This is a genomic window from Pantoea sp. SGAir0215 (genome assembly GCF_043543215.1).
The window spans coordinates 1,927,421-1,948,176 of the sequence record NZ_CP028031.1 but is presented as its reverse complement, the minus strand read 5'-3'; the positions used below and the strand labels follow the sequence as shown (position 1 = coordinate 1,948,176).

General features: G+C 55.1%; 21 protein-coding genes. 13 read left to right on the top strand and 8 right to left on the bottom strand.

Translation table 11 applies throughout. The annotated features are described in order from the left end of the window. Nucleotides 1-10 precede the first annotated feature (10 nt). Nucleotides 11-469 carry a manganese-binding transcriptional regulator MntR gene (mntR, locus tag C1N64_RS09210; protein ID WP_033737682.1) on the bottom strand — a complete coding sequence of 153 codons (459 nt, stop codon included), beginning with the start codon at nt 467-469 and terminating at the stop codon, nt 11-13. Between the two features lie 212 nt (nt 470-681). On the opposite strand from mntR, the gene C1N64_RS09205 reads away from it, so the two are divergent. Together C1N64_RS09205 and C1N64_RS09200 are read left to right on the top strand one after the other, a co-directional pair. Further along, the gene (locus C1N64_RS09205; RefSeq protein WP_033737683.1) at nt 682-867 is read left to right on the top strand and encodes a hypothetical protein; all 186 of its coding nucleotides are present in this window, start codon (nt 682-684) and stop codon (nt 865-867) included. A gap of 251 nt (nt 868-1,118) precedes the next feature. After that, nucleotides 1,119-1,310 carry a hypothetical protein gene (locus tag C1N64_RS09200; protein WP_205952835.1) on the top strand — a complete coding sequence of 64 codons (192 nt, stop codon included), beginning with the start codon at nt 1,119-1,121 and terminating at the stop codon, nt 1,308-1,310. Nucleotides 1,311-1,316: 6 nt separating this feature from the next. Here C1N64_RS09200 and ompX read toward each other — a convergent pair whose 3' ends face one another. Further along, on the bottom strand, nt 1,317-1,829 hold the full coding sequence (gene ompX, locus C1N64_RS09195) for an outer membrane protein OmpX (protein WP_033737684.1): 513 nt from the start codon (nt 1,827-1,829) through the stop codon (nt 1,317-1,319). A gap of 369 nt (nt 1,830-2,198) precedes the next feature. Between ompX and rhtA the strand changes: the two genes are divergently transcribed. The 5 genes from rhtA (at nt 2,199) to glnQ (ending at nt 6,470) form a co-directional block, all read left to right on the top strand. After that, nucleotides 2,199-3,110 (top strand): threonine/homoserine exporter RhtA, encoded by a 912-nt coding sequence (gene rhtA, locus C1N64_RS09190; protein ID WP_033737685.1) that lies wholly within the window; start codon nt 2,199-2,201, stop codon nt 3,108-3,110. 321 nt (nt 3,111-3,431) lie between these two features. Continuing rightward, nucleotides 3,432-3,935, top strand: coding sequence for a DNA starvation/stationary phase protection protein Dps (dps, locus tag C1N64_RS09185; protein WP_033737686.1), 504 nt, complete (start codon nt 3,432-3,434; stop codon nt 3,933-3,935). 331 nt (nt 3,936-4,266) lie between these two features. Next, nucleotides 4,267-5,013: a glutamine ABC transporter substrate-binding protein GlnH gene (gene glnH / locus C1N64_RS09180; protein WP_033737687.1), complete on the top strand. Its 747-nt coding sequence runs from the start codon at nt 4,267-4,269 to the stop codon at nt 5,011-5,013. 78 nt (nt 5,014-5,091) lie between these two features. Then, nucleotides 5,092-5,751 (top strand): glutamine ABC transporter permease GlnP, encoded by a 660-nt coding sequence (gene glnP / locus C1N64_RS09175; RefSeq protein WP_033737688.1) that lies wholly within the window; start codon nt 5,092-5,094, stop codon nt 5,749-5,751. Then, nucleotides 5,748-6,470 carry a glutamine ABC transporter ATP-binding protein GlnQ gene (gene glnQ / locus C1N64_RS09170; protein ID WP_205957388.1) on the top strand — a complete coding sequence of 241 codons (723 nt, stop codon included), beginning with the start codon at nt 5,748-5,750 and terminating at the stop codon, nt 6,468-6,470. Before glnP ends, glnQ begins: the two co-directional genes overlap by 4 nt. 80 nt (nt 6,471-6,550) lie before the next feature. On the opposite strand, the gene rlmF is transcribed toward glnQ, so the two are convergent. Together rlmF and C1N64_RS09160 are read right to left on the bottom strand one after the other, a co-directional pair. Further along, entirely contained in the window at nt 6,551-7,474 is a 924-nt protein-coding gene (gene rlmF / locus C1N64_RS09165; protein WP_394515438.1) for a 23S rRNA (adenine(1618)-N(6))-methyltransferase RlmF, read from the bottom strand. A gap of 206 nt (nt 7,475-7,680) precedes the next feature. Further along, nucleotides 7,681-8,787 carry an SDR family oxidoreductase gene (locus C1N64_RS09160; RefSeq protein ID WP_162286260.1) on the bottom strand — a complete coding sequence of 369 codons (1,107 nt, stop codon included), beginning with the start codon at nt 8,785-8,787 and terminating at the stop codon, nt 7,681-7,683. A 325-nt stretch (nt 8,788-9,112) separates the two neighbouring features. Here C1N64_RS09160 and C1N64_RS09155 point away from each other — a divergent pair, with 325 nt between their 5' ends. Further along, nucleotides 9,113-9,742, top strand: a complete 630-nt coding sequence (locus tag C1N64_RS09155; RefSeq protein ID WP_375093134.1) for a flavin reductase family protein — start codon at nt 9,113-9,115, stop codon at nt 9,740-9,742. Between the two features lie 191 nt (nt 9,743-9,933). Here the strand turns inward: C1N64_RS09155 and hutG are convergent, their stop codons facing one another. Both hutG and hutI read right to left on the bottom strand, forming a co-directional pair. Further along, nucleotides 9,934-10,722, bottom strand: a complete 789-nt coding sequence (hutG, locus tag C1N64_RS09150) for an N-formylglutamate deformylase (protein WP_033737692.1) — start codon at nt 10,720-10,722, stop codon at nt 9,934-9,936. Continuing rightward, the gene (gene hutI / locus C1N64_RS09145; protein ID WP_394515437.1) at nt 10,719-11,936 is read right to left on the bottom strand and encodes an imidazolonepropionase; all 1,218 of its coding nucleotides are present in this window, start codon (nt 11,934-11,936) and stop codon (nt 10,719-10,721) included. Before hutI ends, hutG begins: the two co-directional genes overlap by 4 nt. An 84-nt stretch (nt 11,937-12,020) precedes the next feature. Here hutI and C1N64_RS09140 point away from each other — a divergent pair, with 84 nt between their 5' ends. Both C1N64_RS09140 and C1N64_RS09135 read left to right on the top strand, forming a co-directional pair. Further along, entirely contained in the window at nt 12,021-13,376 is a 1,356-nt protein-coding gene (locus C1N64_RS09140; RefSeq protein ID WP_058701054.1) for a formimidoylglutamate deiminase, read from the top strand. Next, nucleotides 13,373-13,918 (top strand): HutD/Ves family protein, encoded by a 546-nt coding sequence (locus C1N64_RS09135; RefSeq protein WP_058701055.1) that lies wholly within the window; start codon nt 13,373-13,375, stop codon nt 13,916-13,918. Before C1N64_RS09140 ends, C1N64_RS09135 begins: the two co-directional genes overlap by 4 nt. On the opposite strand, the gene hutC is transcribed toward C1N64_RS09135, so the two are convergent. After that, nucleotides 13,902-14,657: a histidine utilization repressor gene (hutC, locus tag C1N64_RS09130; RefSeq protein WP_039341448.1), complete on the bottom strand. Its 756-nt coding sequence runs from the start codon at nt 14,655-14,657 to the stop codon at nt 13,902-13,904. The two genes, C1N64_RS09135 and hutC, sit on opposite strands and share 17 nt — an antisense overlap. Nucleotides 14,658-14,960: 303 nt before the next feature. Here hutC and hutH point away from each other — a divergent pair, with 303 nt between their 5' ends. The 3 genes from hutH (at nt 14,961) to C1N64_RS09115 (ending at nt 19,784) form a co-directional block, all read left to right on the top strand. Then, on the top strand, nt 14,961-16,517 hold the full coding sequence (hutH, locus tag C1N64_RS09125) for a histidine ammonia-lyase (RefSeq protein WP_394515436.1): 1,557 nt from the start codon (nt 14,961-14,963) through the stop codon (nt 16,515-16,517). A 10-nt stretch (nt 16,518-16,527) separates the two neighbouring features. Continuing rightward, nucleotides 16,528-18,210, top strand: coding sequence for a urocanate hydratase (hutU, locus tag C1N64_RS09120; RefSeq protein ID WP_006118568.1), 1,683 nt, complete (start codon nt 16,528-16,530; stop codon nt 18,208-18,210). Between the two features lie 410 nt (nt 18,211-18,620). After that, nucleotides 18,621-19,784, top strand: a complete 1,164-nt coding sequence (locus C1N64_RS09115; RefSeq protein WP_394515435.1) for a M20 aminoacylase family protein — start codon at nt 18,621-18,623, stop codon at nt 19,782-19,784. Here C1N64_RS09115 and ybiB read toward each other — a convergent pair. Continuing rightward, the gene (gene ybiB, locus C1N64_RS09110) at nt 19,781-20,749 is read right to left on the bottom strand and encodes a DNA-binding protein YbiB (protein WP_394515434.1); all 969 of its coding nucleotides are present in this window, start codon (nt 20,747-20,749) and stop codon (nt 19,781-19,783) included. The genes C1N64_RS09115 and ybiB overlap by 4 nt on opposite strands. Nucleotides 20,750-20,756 lie beyond the last annotated feature (7 nt).

The window sequence follows — 20,756 nt, the reverse complement described above, 5'->3', positions numbered from 1 at the left end:
TAACTGAGGATTAATTGTTTTGGTAAAATTTCTGGAATACGGCCAGGGTTTCATCACTGACGTGATGTTCGATGCCTTCAGAATCGCGGCGTGCCGTTTCCGGACTAATGCCAAGCGCTAACAGGAATGTTTCAACGATGTGATGGCGGGCGCGGCTCTCTTCAGCCAGCTTTTCCCCTTCACGCGTCAAAAATACGCCGCGATAAGGCACCTGCTCGACCAGGCCGGCGGTTCCTAACCGCTTTAACATTTTGGCGACGGTCGGTTGCGAAACCCCCAAACGCGCGGCCATGTCGACCTGGCGCGCCTCGCCAAACTCACCAATCAAATCAGAGATTAGCTCAACATAGTCATCAATCAGTTCACGACGATGCGCTTCGCGCACCTGCCGAAAACCTTCGACATGCTCTTCAATATCTTTTAGTGGTCCTTGCGGGGCAGAAACCACGCTTTTGGCACGACGACTCATTCAGCTTCCTCTTTATTTTTTCCACACCAGCCCTTCCGTGTGGATTTAGCTGCGCTCATTGTAAACCAGGCGCAAATAAGCTCAAATTTTTCGTCGTTAGCCTTGGCTAAACGGTATAGCCAGTGCTATATTTGTCGATAATGTAAACAGAGTGATGCATTAAAGCACGATCTCTGCTTACCGTTGCGTTAAATTTTATGGGAGGTGATGCTATGAGCACTCTGAAAAGCTGTATCGACTGCAGCAAATGCTTCCAGGCCGAAAAAACAACATCAGGAAAATCCTGGTGGTGCCTGCTGACGCGCTCCCCTTTTACGCTGCGCCTCATGCTTATTGAGCGTCTGCTGGGCCAGCAGCCGGAAACGCGCTACTGCCAAAAACTGATCTGGCGCGGCTGAATCCGTTTTCACATTCAGATTCATTACCCACGCGCGGCCTGTTTTCCTTTCCTCGCCGCGCGCCTGCATTGATCCACGCTTCTGATCCGGTCACCTGTTCCCCTGCGCTCAGCGTTGCTATTGCCTGTACCTGTAAAGGTGAGCGTCAAAGTACAGCCGCTGTGTAAGGCGCCCTTCTTTTGTTCTGTCCGGGCCTGGAAAAAAGGCTTCCTGCCAGGGAAGTCCGGGGCGCGGGTTAATGTCAGAACGTAATGCGGCGCGGAGAAGACAGATACAGTGACAGTCGCGGTGGCAAAGACAAAGACAAAGACAAAGACAAAGACAAAGACAAAGACAAAGACAAAGACAAAGACAAAGACAAAGACAAAGGCAGGTTATTAGCGCGGGTTTTTGTTACCAATAAAAACGGCCCTGAAGAGGGCCGTTTTTTTAATCTCGACTAAGCTCGCTTAGAAGCTGTAGCCTACGCCAGCAATCCAGGTGCCAACGTCAACGCTACGGATGCGGCTCTGCTCATAGCCAACGTCCAGTGCAACGTTTTCCATTGGGTTGAACTGCATACCTGCGCCGTAAGAGAAACCGTAGTCGCTGGTGTCAGCTTTGTCGCGTGAAGTGGTGTCGTTAGCCTGGTATTTGCCGTAGCCAACACCAACCACACCATAGATGCTTGCCCAGTCATTCAGACGGAATGCTGGACCACCGGTGATACCGTAGTATTGGCCTTTATTGTAAATGCCGTCTTCGGTACGATCTTTCTCGGTGTAAGTGAATGAGCCGATCCAACCCAGTGGGTTAGAACCGTCTTCATAGCGATATTTCAGGTTGAAGCCGTTTGCTTTGTTAGCAACGCCCTGGTAGTCGCTCTGTGCGTAGCCACCGGTTACGGTGCTCTGTGCCATGGCGGAACCTGTTGCGACTGCTAACACACAGGCTAATGCTGAAAGACATGCAATTTTTTTCATAACCACCTCAAATGTGAAAGTACTTCTCTCCTGACAACGCTAAAAATATAACAAAAAATAGCGAGAAACTCTGCCCGCATTTTGTTGTCTAACACAGTGTTTGGTGTAACAGAAAGTTAATGGAGTTTCCTATGTCATTCATTTTTCTTATAAAAACCGTCATATCATTGCAATAATGACCCCAAACAAATTTTCATTCTTTAAGTAAATTCCTAAAAAAACCTGACATTAATTTACTTTCCAGCCGGAAAAACAGCTTAAAAAGCAGGCAAACAGACAAAATTAAAATCAGTTTACGTCCCCTTTTTGACCAACATTTCCTTTACACTGGTCATCTTGTTAGCTCATTGATTGGGAAGTATCAACAGGATGTCAGTTTCGCCACTCAAATCGCTCACGCCAGCTTTACTCCCTGTCGTCGTGTTACTTATCTCGATGTTGTCGCTTCAGGGCGGCGCCTCACTGGCAAAAACACTTTTTCCCACCGTGGGTGCCACCGGCATCACCGCATTGCGCCTTGGCTTTGGCACCGTCATCCTTTGCCTCATCTTCAAGCCCTGGCGACTGCGTTTTCGTCCTGAACAGCGCATGCCGCTGATTATTTATGGCTTAGCATTGGGTACGATGAACTTTTTATTTTACCTGTCTATTCGGACGGTACCGCTTGGCATCGCGGTCGGGCTGGAGTTTGTTGGCCCGCTTACGCTTGCGCTGCTCGGCTCACGTCGGCCACTCGATTTTCTTTGGGTCATACTGGCGGTCATTGGGCTGTGGTTTTTACTGCCGTTCAGTACCGGTATTACCTCCGTCGATCCGATAGGTGCACTATTTGCGCTCGGTGCTGGTGTCTGTTGGGCAGTGTATATTCTGTCAGGGCAGCGCGCGGGCGCAGAGCACGGCGCGGCAACGGTCGCCATCGGCTCCCTGATCGCTTCGCTGATTTTTGTTCCCGTAGGGCTGACGTTTGCCGCAAGCGGCATCTGGCAATGGAGCGTCGTGCCGGTTGCCATTTTAGTGGCCTTTCTTTCAACGGCGCTTCCCTATTCACTGGAAATGATGGCACTGACCCGTTTACCTGCGCGCATTTTTGGCACGCTGATGAGTCTTGAGCCTGCGGTGGCGGCGCTGTCTGGCATGCTTTATCTGAATGAGAGCCTTTCTGGCGTGCAGTGTCTGGCGCTGCTGGCGATTATCCTGGCCTCGTCCGGCGCTACCCTGACCATGCGTCCCAGAAAGCGCCAGTTAAATGCAATAGAATTATCTGATAATAAAAAGAAATAACAGGTTTCCGCCTGCTGAAAGGCAGGCTAAATAACAATAACTCTCATGCTGATAATTATTTCAGTTAATGTGTAATAGAAAGTTAATATTTAATACAGATAAAAATCATTCGATTAAATTTTTATTTAACCTTATGTATTTAAAGTGCTTTATGAAATTTTAAGTTTAACAATTTATTAACTATTTCACCCGCGCACCCACGCACGCTAAGGTGAATGCTATTTCATCCATTGATTAAGCCAATCCTGCAAGGCGACAAATCGCTGCTATACTTAGTTTCGTACTTGATTAGGACAACCATTGAAAGAGAGGACTGAAACAATGAGTACCGCTAAACTGGTTAAAACAAAATCTTCTGATCTACTTTATACCCGTAATGACGTGGCAGATGACGAAAAGCGCGCCACCATTGAGGTGCTCAATCGCCTGGTCGTGGAGTTCATCGATCTGTCCCTGATCACTAAGCAAGCGCACTGGAACATGCGCGGCGCGAACTTCATCGGTGTGCACGAAATGCTGGACGGTTTCCGTACCACCATCACCGACCATCAGGACACTATCGCGGAACGCGTAGTGCAACTGGGTGGTGTAGCACTGGGTACCACTCAGGTCGTCAACGATAAAACGCCACTGAAAAGCTATCCGCTGAATATCCACAGCGTACAGGATCATCTGAAAGCGCTGGCCGACCGTTATGCTGTGGTGGCTAACGATACGCGCAAAGCGATTTCTGAAGTGAAAGATGAAGATACCGCCGATATCTTTACCGCGGCTTCTCGTGACCTGGATAAATTCCTGTGGTTCATTGAGTCTAATATCGAATAACGGTTTTACAGGCTATTACCAGGCGGGGAAACCCGCCTTTTTTACGTCTGTATTACTATAATTTATGACTTTGTTAACATTTCTGACGCTGCGCCCTTCCCGTTTTCGCCTTCTGATGCACACTACTCCTGCACCACTTTAGCGCTTCGCACCATGATGGACCACCATAATGGTGCATCGGCGCGACAGGTTGCAGAATCGTGTCAGCGATGATCTCCTGATCATTATATTTTTTACATTTTGAAAAGTTGGCATACTTTTTTCATATGATAGCCCGCAAATGATAGCTCGCAAACCCGGGCCCTGTGCCTGGTCGCAATAAGGAAAAATGATGAAATCGCTATTTAACATCTCTGTGGCCGCGTTGGCGCTGGCCTTCTCTCTCTCCACTCCCGCAGCAGAAAAGAAACTGATCGTCGCCACCGATACGGCTTTTGTCCCGTTTGAATTCAAACAAGGTGACAAATATGTCGGCTTTGACGTGGATTTATGGGATGCCATTGCGAAGGAACTGAAACTGGATTACACCCTGAAGCCGATGGACTTCAGCGGCATCATCCCTGCCCTTCAGACGCACAACGTCGATGTGGCACTGGCTGGCATTACCATTACTGACGAGCGCAAGAAAGCCATTGAGTTCTCTGATGGCTACTACAAAAGCGGTCTGCTGGTCATGGTGCGTAACAACGAGAAAGACATCAAAGGCATTGACGATCTGAACGGCAAAGTGGTGGCGGTGAAGAGCGGCACAGGTTCCGTAGATTATGCGAAGACGCACATCAAAACGAAAGATCTGCGTCAGTTCCCGAATATCGATAACGCTTACATGGAACTGGGCACCAACCGCGCTGACGCAGTGCTGCACGATACGCCCAATATTCTCTATTTCATCAACACCGCAGGTAAAGGCCGTTTCAAAGCTGTAGGTGATTCTATTGAAGCCCAGCAGTACGGCATTGCGTTCCCGAAAGGCAGTGATGAACTGCGTGAAAAAGTGAACGGCGCGCTGAAAACGCTTAAAGAGAACGGTACCTACAATCAACTCTATAAAAAGTGGTTCGGAACTGAACCGAAATAATCACTGAGCCCGTTTTTTATTTTTCAGCAGGGACCCTGTCCCTGCTTTTTTCCATCGCAACAACAGCGGAGTTTCACCATGGATTTTGACTGGAGCGTCATCTGGCCAGCCATGCCCGCGCTACTCGAAGGCGCAAAACTGACCTTAATTATTTCCATTATTGGCCTGGTCGGTGGATTGATCATCGGCCTGGTCGCGGGTTTTGCCCGCGCATACGGTGGCTGGCTGAGCAATAATATCGCCCTGGTTTTTATTGAAATCATTCGCGGTACGCCCATCGTCGTGCAGGTTATGTTCATCTATTTTGCCCTGCCTATGGCGTTCCCGGATTTGCGCATCGATCCGTTCACCGCCGCGGTGGTAACCATTATGATTAACTCGGGTGCCTATATTGCGGAAATTACCCGCGGTGCGGTCCTGTCCATTAACAAAGGCTTTCGCGAGGCCGGCCTGGCTTTGGGCCTGTCAGGCCGCGAAACCCTGCGCTACGTCATCATGCCGCTGGCGCTGCGTCGTATGCTGCCCCCGCTGGGCAATCAGTGGATTGTCAGCATTAAGGATACTTCGCTGTTTATTGTGATCGGTGTGGCCGAACTGACCCGCCAGGGACAGGAAATTATTGCCGGTAACTTCCGCGCGCTGGAAATCTGGAGCGCAGTGGCCGTTATTTATCTTGTGATTACGTTGGTGTTGAGCTTTGTGCTGCGCCGAATTGAGAAAAGGGTGAAAATCCTGTGATTGAATTTAAAAACGTCTCAAAGCATTTTGGCCAAACCCAGGTGCTGCACAATATCGACCTGAAGGTTAATCAGGGTGAAGTCGTCGTGATTATCGGCCCCTCCGGTTCGGGTAAATCGACGCTGCTGCGTTGCATCAACAAGCTGGAAGAGATCACCAGCGGCGAACTGATCGTCGATGGCCTGAACGTTAACGATCCCAAAGTAGACGATCGCCTTATTCGTCAGGAAGCCGGCATGGTGTTTCAGCAGTTCCACCTTTTCCCGCAGATGAGTGCGCTGGATAACGTGGCTTTTGGCCCGATTCGCGTTCGCGGTGCCAGCAAAGAAGACGCACGAAAACTGGCCCATAGCCTGCTGGCGAAAGTGGGCCTGGCCGAGCGCGCCAACCATTTCCCTTCTGAGCTTTCGGGTGGGCAGCAACAGCGCGTGGCGATTGCCCGGGCACTGGCGGTGAAACCCAAAATGATGCTGTTTGATGAGCCCACCTCCGCGCTGGACCCAGAACTGCGTCACGAAGTGCTGAAAGTCATGCAGGATCTGGCTGAAGAAGGCATGACAATGGTTATCGTCACACACGAAGTGGGTTTTGCCCGGAAAGTGGCGTCGCGCCTGATTTTTATTGATAAAGGCCGTATTGCCGAAGACGGCGATCCGGACCGTCTGATCAGTGATCCGCCCAGCGAGCGTCTGCGCGAATTTTTACAGCACGTTTCCTGAGTGCGAACGGGCCGTCAGGCGGCCCGTTTTTCTCTGGCGACGCCACACGATGATGCGGCGAACTGACGTAAGCGCCTGCGTTAGCGGGACAATCGCTGCGCGCGTTGGGCGGCGGACATAAAGCTCCATGCCAGGAACCGGCTCTGCTTCTGCCCCTGCGCCATATTGACCACACGTACCACCTGGGTATCCAGCGCCTTCAGCTGTTTCTCCAGCGCGGGTAAATGCTCTTTGCGCGATACCAGCGATGTAAACCAGACGACCTGCTGAGCCAGACTGGCGCTTTCAGCGATCATTTTCCCGACAAAGCCCTTTTCTCCCCCTTCGCACCACAATTCATTGTGCTGGCCGCCAAAGTTCAGCGGTGCAGCCGGTGCCAGTCCCAGGTTGCGCGTTTTGCGCTGTGAACCGGCCGCCGCCTCTGCCGCAGAAGCGTGAAAAGGCGGATTGCAGATGACCGCATGGAAGTTTTCATTCTTGTTCACCACGCCATTCAGCACCACGGCGGGATTTTTTTGCCGACGCAGGCGGATCAGGCGTTGCATGCCCGGGTTCGCCGCGACAATTTTTGTCGCCGTTTTTAGTGCCTCGTCATCAATATCCGTGCCGGTAAAACGCCAGCCATATTCCGCCGCGCCGATCAGGGGATAAATACAGTTCGCCCCGCAGCCAATATCCAGGATGTCCGCCGGCGGGATCCTGCCCTGGTTGTCCAGTGCCAGTAAATCGGCCAGGTAGTGAAGATAGTCAGCGCGCCCCGGCACGGGCGGGCACAACGAACCAGGCGCCAGTTGCCAGTCAAAGCCGTAGAACCGTTTAAGCAGCGCCTGATTCAACAGCATGACCGCTTCAGGATCGGCAAAGTCCACCGACATGACGCCATAGCCGTTGGGCCGGACTTTTTCTGCCAGCGGCGGGTGCGCTGCCGTCAGCGCGGCAAAATCATATTCACCCTGGTGGCGGTTACGGGCATGGAAAGGGGACGGGCTGGCAGACTTTTTCATACGTTCTCTCATATTTTCAGGCGCGCGTACAATACGCTGTGGCGGGCAGAAAATAAACCGCATTCTCGGACAGAGCGGCCAGCAGGCCGACGTTGCGGACGTGCGAAATCGCGAGGGTACGGCGTCGTTGCAGGAAAGCGAGGTGAGCAAAAAAGCAAAATGCGCCCCGCCAGCAACAATGCTGGCGGGGCGTTAAGTCTGCGGGATTATTTAAAATCGACGCGCATTAAATCCTGAATCGGCATGCCCCGGGTGGTTTCAACACAGCGGTCAATATAGCTGGTGAATCCTGGCGGTGAGCTCATGCCCAGACGCAGTAATTTGTCGTTAGAGAACACTACATTCAGACGGGCGAACTCGCCGTAAAGACGCATTGCGCGCAACATCAGACGTTCGTTGCAGGGTCCGTAGATCTTTTTAAAGTTCTTACGCTCTTTAACGATTTCGCTGAAATCAACCTGCAGATAATTCGGTGCCAACGGGGCACTTTTTTCTGCACTGGCAAAAGCCGAATCAATTTCAGAGAAGGTATTACTGCTGCGCTCGCCGGCAGAGATGTGATAAACCATCTCCTTGGTGCAGCCATGATCCATCAGGAACACCAGCGATTTGGCACAGTAGTCTACCGGGATGACATCAACACGGTCATCAAGTGAGCAGAGGAATTTCTCCAGCTTCATGACCATTTTAAACACCCAGAAGATGCTGCCTGACGGCGTGCACCCTTCCTGAGAGTGGCCCACCACAATGGACGGACGCGCGATGACCAGTGGCAGATGCGGCAATTCCTGTTTGATCTTATTTTCGATATACGACTTGGAATAGGTGTAATCGACAATGTGATCTTCGCGTGAAGACAGCACCAGATCTTCTTTTACAATCTCACCGTGATCCGGGGCAGACGACATCGCCGTGCCGACGTGGACGAATTTAACAAATTCAGGCAAGGCTGCCATTCTGGCGGCCAGTTTAAACGTCCCTTCCACGTTGACGCGCCAGATATCGTTATTCTCACCAAATGACGCAATCGCTGCGCAGTTGATAACGTGGCTGATCTGATCGATGCGCGCATCATCCAGGAAAAGCTCCGGGGCCAGCAAATCGCCGACCAGAATCTGATCTGCTGTCAGGCGCGCAATCGCCTGCGCCGAACATGAAAACTTGGTTAAATTATCTTTAACCCTCTCCAGTCCCTGGTTAGCATCGCTGGCTCTGACGAGCAGCAATAACTCAACATCCTGGCGCATCAGCAATTCTGCCACGACTGCACCACCAACGAATCCAGAAGATCCTGTAACAAGAATTTTTTTCATATTCGACCACGAGAACAATTGATGAGATTGCATAATGCCTCAGTTTCGTTAAACAAATACGAAACTTTCATTAGCACAAAATGTATAAAATGATTCCGTTTAACTTTCGTTTACTTTTTAAACACATCTTTTCGCGGATTTCTCATCAAATAAATAATTAATATATTGATATTTAACGTTATTAACGCTGTAGTACAGAACATTCCCTCCTGTCGCTGAACCAGACTAATCTGGTTAACAATGCGCAAAAAAGCGGTGCGGCTCTGACGGTTTAACGCATGGCGGACAGGCCAGGCTAGACTCTGTTTTTATCCAGGAGATGACGATGCATAAACGCTATTCCTATCAGCCCCGCGCCGGACACGGTTTGCCTCACGATCCACTGAATGCCATCATTGGCCCACGTCCAATAGGCTGGATCAGCAGCACCAGCGCCAAAGGCGTGCGCAACCTTGCGCCCTACAGTTTTTTTAACTGTTTCAATTACCAGCCGCCCATTATTGGCTTCGCCAGCAGCGGCTGGAAAGACAGTGTGCAAAACATCGCTGAAACAAAAGAATTTGTCTGGAATCTGGCGACCCGACCGCTGGCGGAGGCCATGAATGAAAGCTCAATTTCTGCCCCAGCCGATCAGGACGAGTTTGCCCTGGCAGGCTTAACCCCTCTGGCCGCCTCGCAGGTCAAGGCCTGTCTGGTACAGGAAAGTCCGGTGAATTTTGAATGCAGGCTGACACAACTGATTCAGTTACAGGATGCCGGCGGGCGCGCCATCGACAGCTGGCTGGTGCTGGGCGAAGCCGTTGCCATCCATATTGACGAAAGCCTGCTGGAAAACGGTATTTATCAGACGGCGAAAGCGGAACCGATTTTACGCGCCGGTGGGCCCAGCGCGTATTATGGCATCAGTGAAGCACAGCGCTTTGACCTGGTGCGGCCCGATGCGCGCCGCAGCTAAGTCAGAGCAGTTCTGCCGAATGCGTTCGTAACGTTTTGACCGCACGGGCGATCTCAGGTGCCAGCCAGCGATCGTCCTGCCAGCGGGTAACGACTTCGCGCCGTTGCCGCCAGGCGCGTCGCGGACCAGTGCGCTTTACTGTGGCATTCCTGCGTCTGACAGGCGGGCGCTACGCATCACGAACGTCGCCGTCAGCCCTTGCCCTGCGCCACAAAGCTGTGTAACAGCGGCTTCAGGACTTTTTTCAGTTCTGCCGCGCGGGCTTCATGCCAGGTAAAGGGCGGTGTCTCGTCCATATAATTGATTTGCGACAGCTCCAGTTGCACCGCCTGGATCTGCCGATCGGGTTGACCGTAAGCGCGCGTAATGTAGCCGCCTTTGAAACGGCCATTGACCACCCAGCTATAGCGATCCTGCGCGCTGCATACCGATGTCAGCCCGTCGATGACGCGTTTGCTGCAACTGGCCCCGTCATTGGTACCAATATTGAGATCCGGCAGGCGACCGTCAAACAGTCGTGGAATTTCACTGGCAATCGAATGAGCGTCAAACAGCAGCGCATAGCCAAATTCCGCTTTCATCTGCGCCAGCGTCTGCTGGATCTGCTGATGATAAGGCTGCCAGATTGTCTGAATATATCCCTGTCGCTGTGCATCCGTGGGGGCTTTGCCCGCAACAAATGTCGGCGTGCCGTCAAACAGGGTTTCCGGAAACAGGCCGGTGGTGGCGGTCGTATAAAGCGGTTGATTGTCTGAGGGACGATTGAGATCGACAACAAAGCGTGAGTAGCGGCCAATGACCAGACTGGCTCCCATATCACGCACAAAATCATAAAGTTGTGGAATGTGCCAGTCCGTATCAGGTAAGTCACGGGCGGCATCGCTGAGCCCGGCTTCAACTTCCGGTGTTAACATCGTGCCGGCATGGGGAATACTGACCAGCAGCGGGATAGTCCCTTGGGTAAAATGAAAAGGTGTCATTGTACTTCTCCGCGGTAGATAACGGTACAGGGCAGTTCACCGCCCAGCCAGTAAACCAGTTCCGCCGGGCGGGCCAGCGGCCAGTGAACAAAACTGGCCACTTTTCCCGCCTCCAGCGAACCATGACTTGCCTCCAGCCCCAGCGCCTTTGCCCCCCACAGGGTCACGCCTGCCAGCGCTTCTTCCGGTGTCATGCCGAACAGGGTGCAGCCCATATTCAGCATCAGGCGCAGCGACAGCGCGGGCGATGTGCCGGGGTTGGCATCACTCGCCAGTGCCATGGGCACACCATAGCGTCGGAACAACGCTACCGGCGGGCGCTGCGTTTCCCGCAGCAGATAAAACGCGCCGGGCAATAACACGGCTACCGTACCCTGTTCTGCCATTGCCTGAACATCCGTTTCCGTTGCATATTCCAGATGATCGGCGGACAGCGCGCCATAACGGGCGGCCAGCGCCGCACCGCCCAAAGAGGAAAGCTGCTCGGCATGCAGTTTCACCGGCATGCCCAGCGCCGTTGCCCGGTCAAATACCCGGGCGACCTGCTGCGGGGTAAACGCCAGATGTTCGCAAAATGCATCCACCGCATCCGCCAGGCCTTCGGCGCTGATCTGAGGTAACAGGCGGTCACAGATGATCGTGATCCAGCCATCGGGATCCTGTTTAAATTCGGGCGGAACCGCATGAGCGGCCAGGCAGGTGGCCTGCACATCCGCAGCCACCTCCTGACTGAGCTGTCGAATGGCACGCAGCATACGTAATTCACTTTCTTCATCCAGACCGTAGCCGGATTTAATCTCGACGGTGGTCACGCCCTCGGCCAGCAAGCGATTCAACCGCCAGCGGGCTGTCGCCACTAACGTTTGTTCACTGGCGTCACGGGTGGCCCGAACGGTAGAAAGGATGCCGCCGCCCTGGGCCGCAATATCGGCATAGCTCACGCCGTTGAGGCGCTGCTCAAACTCCTGACTGCGATCGCCACCAAAAACCAGATGCGTGTGGCAGTCCACTAAACCCGGCGTGATGATCCCGCCCGGCAGACGATGATGTTCACACGCCTCAAAAGCCGGCATCGCGGCGGCGGGCCCAACCCATACCAGCCTGCCCGCCTTTACTGCCAGCGCACCCTGTTCGATAAGATGATAGTGGCCGCTTTGCATGGTTACCACATCTGCCCCGCTCCACACGCTGTCTACCTGGAGTTTTTCTGCCATTCCCGCCTCACAATGCGCTTGCCGTTTACAGCAAACTTTAAAGTATGTATATGTATATACAACCACATCCCTTGAGGATCAACCATGGCAACTTTTTTTGCGCCACGCGCATGGCTGGCCGGAGGCTGGCATAAACAGGTGCGTATCAGCGTCAACGCGGCGGGCATGATTGATGCGATTACGCCCGACGGTGATGACAGGGAAGCGACACGTTTAGCCGGTAACGTGATTCCCGCTATTGCGAATTTGCATTCACATGCTTTTCAACGTGCCATGGCCGGTCTGGCTGAAGTGGCGGGCGATCCGCAGGACAGCTTCTGGACCTGGCGCGATCGGATGTATCGCATGGTGCAGCGTCTGACGCCCGGGCAGGTAGGTGATATCGCCGCCCTGCTGTATATCGATATGCTAAAAGGCGGCTATTGCCAGGTCGCAGAATTTCATTATCTGCATCACGATATTGACGGTAAACCTTATGCGGACGATGCCATGCTGCGACAGCTTATTGCGGCGGCAGAGACGGCAGGCATAGGTCAGACGTTGCTACCGGTGCTTTACAGCTACAGCGGTTTTGGCGCTCAGCCGCCGGTGCCGGGACAAAAGCGCTTTATTCAGCAGACCGACAGCTATCTGCAACAGCAGGTACGTCTTCAGACATGGATAAAAGATAAACCCCTGCACAACGCAGGCCTCTGCTTTCACTCACTGCGCGCAGTCAGTGAAGCGCAAATGCATGCCGTGCTCAGCGCCAGCGAGACCACGTTACCCATCCATATTCACATCGCCGAGCAGGAGAAGGAGGTCAATGACAGTCTGGCCTGGAGCGGCGAGCGTCCGGTGAGCTGGCTGATGACGCGTTTCGATGTCGATGCACGCTGGTGCCTGATTCATGCAACGCATCTTGATGACAGCGAAGTGACGCGCCTTGCCGCCAGCGGAGCGGTTGCCGGGCTCTGCCCGACTACGGAAGCCAACCTCGGTGACGGTATTTTTCCCGCCGTGGACTATATCGCCCAGGGCGGACGCTGGGGCATTGGCTCCGACAGTCATGTTTCGCTCAGTGTTCAGGAGGAGTTGCGCTGGCTTGAATATGCCCAACGCCTGCGCGACCGTCGTCGCAATCGCATCACGCTGCCCGACCAGCCCTCAGTCGGCGATCTGCTGTGGCAACAGGCCGCGGCGGGCGGTGCCCAGGCCTGCGGAATAAAGAGTGGGGCGCTGGCCGTCGGGCAACGCGCCGACTGGCTGGTATTACGCGATGACGCCTGGCTGGGCAGTGTGGATGAGTCTGCCCTGCTCAATCGCTGGCTGTTTGCTGGCCAGCGCGAGCAGATTCGCGACGTGTATGTGGCGGGTAACCGGGTGATCAGCGATGGCCATCATGCAGAAGAAGAAGCCTGTGCAGCCCGTTTCGCGCAGGCAATGGCAGCGTTGCGATGAGAAGCGTTTTTTCTTTAGACAGCTTACCCGTCAGTCGCTGGCGCAACGGCGGTGGCGAAACACGTGAAATTATCGGCTATCCGCCCGGGGCAAGCGACTTCGCCTGGCGCGCCAGTATTGCCACCATCGCCAGCGACGGGCCCTTCTCGGCGTTTACCGGTGTCGATCGCATTATCACTCTGCTAAACGGCAGCCCTGTTCTGCTGCGTGGCGAGAACGTCGCGCATCGCCTGTTGCCGGAAAGGCCCTGGGCTTTTGCGGGGGAGCAGGCACTTGAGGCTCAGTTGCAGGGTAAAGCGCCCAGTCAGGATTTTAACATCATGACACGACGAGGCGAATGGCGGGCACAGGCTGACGTCGTCACCGACGCCGTCAGCAGCGAGCACGGTGTGGCCTGGGTGCTGGCAGGAGAATGGCGCATCGTGAACGATGCGCCATTAGCGGAGCAGCAGGGCGTCTGGTGGGTCGATCATCCCACCCGACTGCAGCCGGACAGCCAGGATGCGAGGTTACTGTTTATTCGTCTTACCCGTGCCCTTTAAAGCGCCCCAGCAGCTTGTAACGCGAGCCGGGATAGAGTAAACGCGCATAGGTCACAATCTTGTTATCGCTCCAGGTCTGGCGACGGATGAGCAGACAAGGCTCGTGCTCATCAATCGCCAGATATTTACGCTGTCGCGCATCCGGCATCACCGCCTCAACGATATGTTCACCCGCCGTCAACGGTGCCGCGCGCATCAGGTACGTATAAGGCGTGAGCGTGTGGTAATCCTGGGCCAGGTAATCCGGGGCCAGTTGTGGATTCACCAGCCGATCTTCCAGCTGCACCGGCATGTCATTTTCATAATGCACAATCAGAGAATGAAACAGCGTTTGTCCGGTTGTCAGGCCCAGAACGGAAGCCTGCTCCGGATCGGCTTTATTCTGACCAATGGTGAGAATTTTGCAGCTGTGCTGATGACCCCGCTGCGCAATTTCATCCGCGATGTTGTGCACCTCAAGCATGGCTGTATAGCCTTTCATCTCCGCGACAAACGTACCAACGCCTTGCATACGTACCAGAAATCCTTCGCTGGTTAATTCCCGCAATGCCCGGTTAATCGTCATACGACTTACGCCAAGCTCATTCACCAGCTCGCTTTCTGAAGGCACCCGTTGGTTAGCTTTCCAGTGGCCTTCACGAATCTGGCTGATGATCGCCTGTTTAACCCGTTGATAGATGGGTGCGGGTTCGTCACTCATGGCCGCTGCCAGTTGTGCAATTGCCGTGTGCTCGGCCATATCGTATTCCTTAAGCTGATAATGCCCAAAGTTTACTGCCTGACGGGCTGGATGTATATACATTCCAGCCCGAGATCGGCACGTAAACCGTGCACCTGTTGCCTTACAGCGGTGCAGGAAACCCGCCTGCTGCCCACGTTAGTCCTCTGTTAATGCCTGATCAATTTTGTGATCGGTCTGGCATGCCGATTGCAACTTGTATAGACAAGAATAGACAGTTATGTTTCACTCGCGTTATTCCGCTATTCGGGTCAACAGAACGGCCAGCGAATAAGCCAACCCTTGTATAGACAGGAGCAAAGTATGTCAGGTTCGTCTCAGGGATTACGTCTGGTGCCAGGCAAGGTCGATCTCGCGATGTTGCGCGCAATATATCAAGGCAACGTCACACTCAGCCTTGATGACGGCGCTCGCCGCGCCATCACTGAAGCGCAACAAACCGTTGAAGCGATTGTGGCCTCCGGTAGCGTGGTGTACGGCATCAATACCGGTTTCGGTAAACTGGCGCAGACTCAAATCCCCGCCAGCCGTCTTGCCGATCTGCAGCGAAACCTGGTGCTGTCTCACAGCGTCGGCCTGGGGGAACTTCTGCCCGATAACGTGACGCGCCTGGTGGTCGCCAGCAAAATCATCAGCCTTTCCCGTGGTCATTCTGGCGTGCGGATTGAACTGGTGGAGGCGTTGCTGGCCCTGTTCAATGCGGGCGTGATGCCGTGCATTCCCGCCAAAGGATCGGTGGGGGCCTCTGGCGATCTGGCCCCACTGGCGCACATGTCGCTGATGCTGCTAGGTGAAGGTGAAGTACGGGTCAACGGTAAACACATTCCGGCGACGGAAGGTCTGGCAAAAGTGAGCCTGACGCCGTTTGTGCTGGGTCCCAAAGAAGGGCTGGCCTTACTCAACGGTACCCAGGTATCGACTGCGTTGGCCCTGCGCGGCCTGTTCGAAGCGGAAAATCTGTTTGCCGCAGGCTTAATGGCGGGCGCGCTGTCGCTGGAAGCGATTAAAGGCTCATTAAAACCGTTCGACGCGCGTATTCATCAGGCGCGTGGCCAGCATGGCCAGATTGCCGTGGCGGCCGCCGTCACCGCCCTGATTGAAGGCAGCGAGATCCTGGGTTCTCATACCCATTGTGGGCGCGTGCAGGATCCCTACTCCGTCCGCTGCGTCCCCCAGGTCATGGGAGCGTGCCTGGATAACCTCAGCCATGCCGCCCGCATCCTGCAGATTGAAGCCAACGCCGCGTCCGATAACCCGCTGGTGTTCACCGAAACCGGTGATGTGATCTCCGGTGGCAACTTCCATGCTGAACCCGTGGCTTTTGCCGCAGACATTATTGCCCTGGCCGTCGCCGAAGTGGGCGCCATCTCTGAACGTCGACTGGCCCTGCTGCTGGATACCGGTTTGTCCGGTCTGCCCCCTTTCCTGGTCCGCGACGGCGGCGTGAACTCCGGTTTTATGATTGCTCAGGTCACCGCGGCGGCGCTCGCCTCCGAAAATAAATCGCTGGCGCATCCCGGCAGCGTCGACAGTTTGCCTACCTCGGCTAACCAGGAAGATCACGTGTCGATGGCCACCTATGCCGCCCGCCGACTGGGCGACATGTGCTTTAACAGCGCGGCGGTAGTCGGCATTGAAGCCATGGCAGCGGCCCAGGGCATTGAGTTTCATCGTCCCCTGCAAAGTTCTGCACTGATAGAACAGGCCATTGGCACGATCCGCGAACGCGTCGCCTTCCTTGAGGAAGACCGCCTGCTGGCACCGGACATCGAAGCGATGCGCCAGTGGGCAAGCCGCTGCGACTGGCCGCAGGCACTCACCGCATTGTTACCCAGCATGAGCACCCATTCAGTTGAATAAGGAATCCGTCATGAGCGAAACCCTGGCAAAAGTGGTAGCACGCGAGATTCGTGCGCCGCGTGGAAATACACTGCACTGCGCAAACTGGTTGATTGAAGCGGCCTACCGCATGATTCAGAACAACCTCGATCCCGATGTGGCAGAGCGCCCGGAGGATCTGGTGGTCTATGGCGGGATTGGTAAAGCCGCGCGTAACTGGGCATGCTTTGAGCAAATTTTACGTTCGCTACAGGTGCTGCAACCCGACGAAACCCTGCTGATCCAGTCGGGCAAGCCGGTTGGCGTGTTTCGCACCCATGCGGATGCGCCACGCGTACTGCTGGCTAATTCCAATCTGGTGCCGCACTGGGCCAACTGGGATCACTTCCATGAACTCGATAAGGCCGGGCTGATGATGTACGGCCAGATGACCGCCGGTTCCTGGATTTACATCGGTGCGCAGGGGATTGTACAGGGCACCTACGAGACGTTTGTCGAGGCCGGACGTCAGCATTACAACAATGATTTAAGTGGACGCTGGATCCTGACGGCCGGATTAGGCGGCATGGGCGGTGCCCAACCGCTGGCCGGCGTGCTGGCCGGGGCCTGCGTGCTGGCCATTGAATGTCAGGAATCGCGTATCGATTTCCGTTTACGCACCCGCTATGTCGATCACAAAGCCACCTCGCTGGATGAAGCCCTGACGTTAATCCACGCGGCCACGCAGGCGAAAAAGGCAATCTCCGTGGGTCTGTTAGGCAACGCGGCAGAAATCCTGCCGGAGCTGGTGAAACGCGCCAAAGCCGGTGGGCCGAAGCCGGACATCGTGACCGATCAAACCTCGGCGCACGATCCCGTCAACGGCTATCTGCCGATTGACTGGGATGTGTCGCGCTGGGAGCAGGAACGTAAGGCGAATCCTAAAGCCGTAGAAAAAGCCGCCCGCGCCTCCATGGCGGTGCATGTGCAGGCGATGCTCGACTTTTGTCACATGGGCATCCCTACTGTGGATTATGGCAACAATATCCGCCAGGTCGCGCTGGATGAAGGTGTCAGCAACGCGTTTGATTTCCCCGGTTTTGTGCCCGCCTATATCCGTCCCCTGTTTTGCGAGGGCAAAGGACCGTTTCGCTGGGTGGCCCTGTCTGGCGATCCGGAGGATATCTATAAAACGGACGCTAAACTCAAAGCGCTCTTCCCTGAACATAAAACGCTGCATCGCTGGCTTGATATGGCGCAGGAACGCATCGCTTTCCAGGGGTTACCGGCACGTATCTGCTGGCTGGGGCTGGGCGAACGCCATCTTGCGGCGCTGGCCTTTAATGACATGGTGCGCACCGGCGAGTTGAAAGCGCCGATAGTCATTGGCCGCGATCATCTCGACTGCGGTTCCGTCGCTTCGCCCAACCGTGAAACCGAAGCGATGAAAGACGGTTCGGACGCGGTCTCTGACTGGCCATTACTGAACGCCCTGCTTAACACGGCGGGCGGTGCGACCTGGGTCAGTCTGCACCACGGCGGCGGTGTGGGCATGGGCTTCTCTCAGCACGCCGGCGTGGTGATTGTGTGTGACGGCAGTGAAGCAGCAGATGCGCGTCTGGGCCGCGTGCTGTGGAACGATCCCGCCACTGGCGTGATGCGCCATGCCGATGCCGGCTATGAACTGGCGCAGACCTGTGCCCAAAAGCACGGACTGAACTTACCGATGCAATAACGGTATCAAAACGCGCGGTTCCGGCGAGCACCATGCCGGAACCGCACAGCCCCAGCCTGCTGTCACATCGAGCCACGTCAGACGGTAATGAACCTAGGACAATCCGGATGATACGCCCATAAACCGTGTTGAACCCACGGCGTCATCGAATGCCAGAGTACGATGGATCTTACCGGGAGCCTGTGCCGTGCCCCTGCTGGCCGATCCGTCCTGCTAAGACAGCCTTATCGGTATTGGCTTTCTGTGCGTGAAACGAGAACCGGCATAAACGACTGCATTTTTGTACACTTGCTTATTACTTATTCCATTTTGATTTAGCCTGTCATCCTATTTCGCCTTTTCGGTAATAGACGTACCGCTGTCAGATCTCTAAAGTGAAGCTTCCTGAATGATATGGAGCGCGATACTGCATGACTCTTTCCCCTGCCCTGCTTGACGAAGCGCTGCGCTGGCGCCATCAGTTTCATCGCGAACCTGAACTGGGTTATCAGGAACATCAGACCAGCGATAAGGTCGCTCAGGAGCTGGAACTTGCAGGCCTGCAGGTGTTTCGCGGTCTGGCTGGCACCGGCGTGGTGGGCACGCTGGAAAATGGCGCCGGACCGGTTATCGGTCTGCGCGCGGATATGGATGCGCTGCCGATCAACGAGAAAGGTGATGCGGCCTGGCGCTCTGCCAGGCCCGGCGTGATGCATGCCTGCGGCCATGATGGTCACACGGCAATTTTGCTGGCGGCAGCAAAACATCTGGCGGCTACGCGTCGCTTCAGCGGCACTGTGCATTTCATTTTTCAGCCGGCGGAAGAGAATCTGGGCGGTGCACGCAAAATGGTCGAAGAGGGCTTATTTACGCGCTTCCCGATGGATGCCGTTTACGCGATGCATAACTGGCCGGGCTTACCGCTGGGATCGCTGGCCGTCAATCCCGGCGCAATGATGGCCTCGCTGGACGCCTTTGAAATCACCCTGAGCGGTAAGAGTTGCCATGCGGCCATGCCGGAGAGCGGTGCCGATCCGATGGTGGTCGCCGCCGAACTGATCCTGGCGCTGCAAACTATTCCCTCACGTCGCCTGTCGCCGCTGTCATCTGCGGTTGTCAGCGTCACCCAGATTCAGGGCGGTGAGGCGATTAACGTGATTCCGGAACAGATTGTTCTGCGCGGAACGGTGCGCTGTCTGCAGGACGACGTGCGCAAACGGGTTCATGCCCTTGTTGATGATTTTGTGACGACGCTGCCGAAACCTTTTGGCGTGTGTGGGGCCATTCACTGGCTGCCCGGCTATCCGGTAACGGCGAATCATGCTGGCCCGGCTCAGCAGGTGCATGACGTTGCCGTTAGTACCTTCGGCGAAGGCCGGGTGCGCTGGCAGGTGAATCCGTCCATGGCCTCGGAAGACTTTGCCTGTATGCTGGAAGCCTGCCCTGGCGCCTACTTCTGGCTGGGTGCCGATGGCGCAACGCCCTCCGCACCGCTGCACAATGCCCATTATGACTTCAATGATGCGCTGATTCCGACCGGAATCCAGTTCTGGCAGAACCTGGTGGAACAGGCTCTGCCACAGACGCGCGCTTAAAAACCCGCTGCCGCGAGCCTGTCCAGACCGGCCTGCAGCGTCGCCGCCTCACCGCTGGCACGCAGGCAGCAGGCAATCTGCAGACGCAGCGAGGCGGGCAGTGGACGTTGCTGATTCAGCACCTCCTGCGTCCAGCGCGCGGTCTCCTCTGCCGATTTGTCCGCGGGCAGCGCTACACTGATTTCCGGCTGCCTCTCCACCCAGACCTCGGCCTGCTGTCCAGCACCGCCCACGTAGCTGATGGACGGGCAGCGCTGCGGATTGGCGTAAACCTCGCCCTCTGTACCATTCAGCAAAATAGCCGGGGCATCGATATCATTAAAAAACGTTGCCACCCGCGGCACATATTCGGGATGCGAGACGCTCGACAGGCGTAGCGCCTCGCGTTCGCCAAACGGGGTGGCCAGTTTTGCCAGCGTATGGGCGCTGTTGCGGACGCCCATGCGCCAGCGCAGCGACAGCTGTTTTGCCATTGCCGGACAGAGGTGATCGATGGTGATAAACACCAGTTCGCCCTTGTCGAGCAACGTCTGTGCCTGCTCTGCAGTGGTGACCGGCATGATGCCCAGCGCCGCAAACACCGCTTCGCTGGTGATGCGCGTCGCATCGTCGCTGACGCCGTGAACCAGCACCGGCAAACCCAGCCGGTTCAGCACCAGCGCCAGCAGGGGCGTCAGATTGCCCTGACGACGCGCACCGTTATAGCTGGGAATGACCACGGGCATCGGACGGCCTGCGGGTGCCTGCAGGCGCAGCATACGCACCTGCATCGCCTGATAAAATCCGCGCATCTCCGCCTCGCCCTCGCCCTTGATACGCAGGGCAATTAAAATACTGCCCATTTCAAGATCCGGTACGCTGCCGTCCAGCATAGCGCCGTAAAGTGCAACGGCACTGTCGAAATCAATATCACGTGCATGGTTCTTACCACGCCCGACTTCTTTGATAATTTTATTCAGTTCCATCACTCGT